General features: G+C 60.3%; 3 protein-coding genes and 1 pseudogene. 2 read left to right on the plus strand and 2 right to left on the minus strand.

Features of this window, described 5'->3' with window-relative positions:
* The first annotated feature begins 308 nt into the window (after positions 1-308).
* Both ACSHSS_RS30020 and ACSHSS_RS30025 read left to right on the plus strand, forming a co-directional pair.
* Positions 309-1,112: an HNH endonuclease gene (locus ACSHSS_RS30020; RefSeq protein WP_226237364.1), complete on the plus strand. Its 804-nt coding sequence runs from the start codon at positions 309-311 to the stop codon at positions 1,110-1,112.
* Positions 1,113-1,305: 193 nt separating this feature from the next.
* Complete coding sequence (locus ACSHSS_RS30025) at positions 1,306-1,608, plus strand: H-NS histone family protein (RefSeq protein WP_006405228.1); 303 nt, start codon at positions 1,306-1,308, stop codon at positions 1,606-1,608.
* 52 nt (positions 1,609-1,660) lie between these two features.
* Here the strand turns inward: ACSHSS_RS30025 and ACSHSS_RS30030 are convergent, their stop codons facing one another.
* Together ACSHSS_RS30030 and ACSHSS_RS30035 are read right to left on the minus strand one after the other, a co-directional pair.
* Positions 1,661-1,933: a hypothetical protein gene (locus ACSHSS_RS30030; protein ID WP_060311635.1), complete on the minus strand. Its 273-nt coding sequence runs from the start codon at positions 1,931-1,933 to the stop codon at positions 1,661-1,663.
* Between the two features lie 217 nt (positions 1,934-2,150).
* Positions 2,151-2,456, minus strand: a pseudogene (locus ACSHSS_RS30035) (hypothetical protein); the annotation flags it as partial.

The following is a 2,456-nucleotide window of genomic DNA, read 5'->3' on the forward strand; positions in this document are numbered from 1 at the left end:
GTGGCATAATCTCACTCAGCTAAGGGATCCGAAATTCGCGGGCAACGTCAGCAGGAAATCTGCAGGTGGTGTGTCGTTTCGTGAATCGCTGGAAGAGTGATAGCGATGATGATCAGTTTCGTCGTCTGATCCGACTGCTTCAGAGCAGCGAGCCGTCCGCGTGAAATCCGCCTTCGCTTCCTAACGGCGCTGGGAGACACTATGGATGCCCCATTCGCGCTGGTGTGCGTCTCCGACCCTCGCGCGCGCCATGTACCTCGCATGCCGCGAAGCGAGCACGCGCATCGGCACTGACCAGGAGAGACGACGTGGGCAGCAAGCGATTTCGAAACAAGACGTGCGTGTATTGCGGGCTGGAGCAGGGCGCGAATACGGCGGACCACGTGATCGCGCGTGAGTTCTTTCTCCTTGCCGGACGCGACAACCTGCCGAAGGTGCCGGCCTGTGAGGAATGCAACACGGCGAAGTCGCGCATTGAACACTATGTGCTGTCCGTGTTGCTGATGGGAAGCGTGCACGGCGATGCGCTCGAGGCGCTTGCCACGCAGCTCGCTCCGCGACTGGCCAAAAACGACGCGTTGCGCCGAACGTTATTTATTGGGCAGCGCGATCGTATGATCCGGCAGCCTGATGGCACCTGGGCCACAGGGATGTCGGTGCCGTTCGACGGCGAGCAGTTGGCCATCTTGTGCTGCTACATCGCGCTCGGGCTCGCCTGGCACCACTGGCATCTCCAGATTGCACCCCACGCGGTGGCGTCCGCGAATATGTTTACGCGACCGGGGCAGGCAACTTTCGAAGATATGTTGGTTCGATGCGAGGCCGGGGGCCGAGTCGAACAAACGATCGGAAACGGTGTGTTCGAGTACCGTGGCGTGTATTTGCGCACCAATCCACGCATCACTTTATGGCAGATGAAGTTCTTTGGTGGCGTCGAGCTCGGCAGCTATCATCAGCGAGGTGAGACGGCACGCAGTCTGTTCGTTGCAACCGACGATTCGCCGGATTGGATTGCGGCACGCAACACGCGACGGGTGCCGGGTCGCGCACCGATAGGGCTCGGCGCGGCCGACGGTGACCCTGCCACCTTGGAAAGGGCGAGACCTGGGTGAGGCAACCATTGGCTGCGACGGGAATGTCTGTCTGACGGCGTTAGTATCTGTTATGTAAAATCGTTAGCATTGCTTTCGAATAGAGTGGGCATCATGGAATTGGAACCTCGGAGGATTATTGCAATGTGGCGCGCGGATATAATGAACTGCTCTCTCTCTTGAGCTATCTCTCAAAGGAAACTCTTCCACATTTATGGCTACCTATCTCGAGCTGAAGGCCCAAGCAGATGCACTGGCACAGCAAGCCGAAGAAGCGCGGCTTGCTGAGCTTGACAGCGTCATCACCACGATGCGCGAACAGATTGCCGAATACGGCATCACGCCCGACCAACTCTTCGGTCGTCGGCGTGCAGCAGCGCCGCGCGCACGCGCGCCTATCGCACCGAAGTATCGTGATCCGAAGACCGGTGCCACCTGGAGCGGACGTGGGAAGGCACCGCAGTGGATTGCTAATGCGAAGAACCGCAATCGGTTTCTGATTCCGGACACGGAATAACGCCGCAGAAAATGACGTGCTGCGCCCGGCCGCTGCCGGGCACTCGACCTCATCAGCTGGAAATCGCGTGCTGATCGTCGACGTCGTCGCGTGTGTTCGAGTTCGCTCCAGCGATGATTTCCCGATGAAGCCGAGCAGCCGCGACCGGTGAGTCGACGGTGGCATGGAGAGATCTTCCATCCCATAGCTCGACGACCCACTTGTCGTGTACGCGGCAGATCCCGATCGTCCAGCCGCTGGCATGCGAATACCCGTAGTCGCTCACCACAGTCCATCCGAGCGCAACCATCGTGTCGCGCTGCTCGAGCATCGGCGCGGCGATCATGCTTGGCTCCGCGGTGCCCGGACCAGGTCAGCGTGCTTGCCGGCAAGCTCGTACGTCCGCCGCGTCAAAGCTTCGCGATCGCGAAAGCCGGCCACTCGAATCAGATAATCCATTCTGCTCTCCGCTCCGCATTGCAGCTGATATTGCCGTAGGCACTGTATATATATCAGGGGTGCGGACGGTTCGCAATATTCCGCCACCGGCGCGGCGATCCAACTCAACGGAGCTGGGATCCTGTCCCACTGCGGCGGCCTGGTGGCCGGTCGTAGGACCGGCCGTCACGCATCCGTTCAAGTCGCTCGAGCGCCTCGGCGAACACCGCCAGCGGCGCCGCGCGCAGTTGATCATCGTGCCACCCGATCAACGCGGCGACGAGCTCATCCGTCTGCGGATCCAGTGTCCACACGCCACAAGTTTTGCCCTGCTCGAGCGCCGCGTTGATCCCGCGTTCGGTGGCAACCAGGACCTCCATGTGCGGATTTCGGCGATGGTGATCAATCGTTTCGGCGAACGTGATCAGTCT

It is taken from the genome of Burkholderia sp. BC1, assembly GCF_052683555.1.

What these genes read in the sequence shown, in the direction of transcription:
- ACSHSS_RS30030 (WP_060311635.1), bottom strand. Translation starts at nt 1,933, where the DNA reads ATGATCGCCGCGCCGATGCTCGAGCAGCGCGACACGATGGTTGCGCTC.
- ACSHSS_RS30025 (WP_006405228.1), top strand. Translation starts at nt 1,306, where the DNA reads ATGGCTACCTATCTCGAGCTGAAGGCCCAAGCAGATGCACTGGCACAG.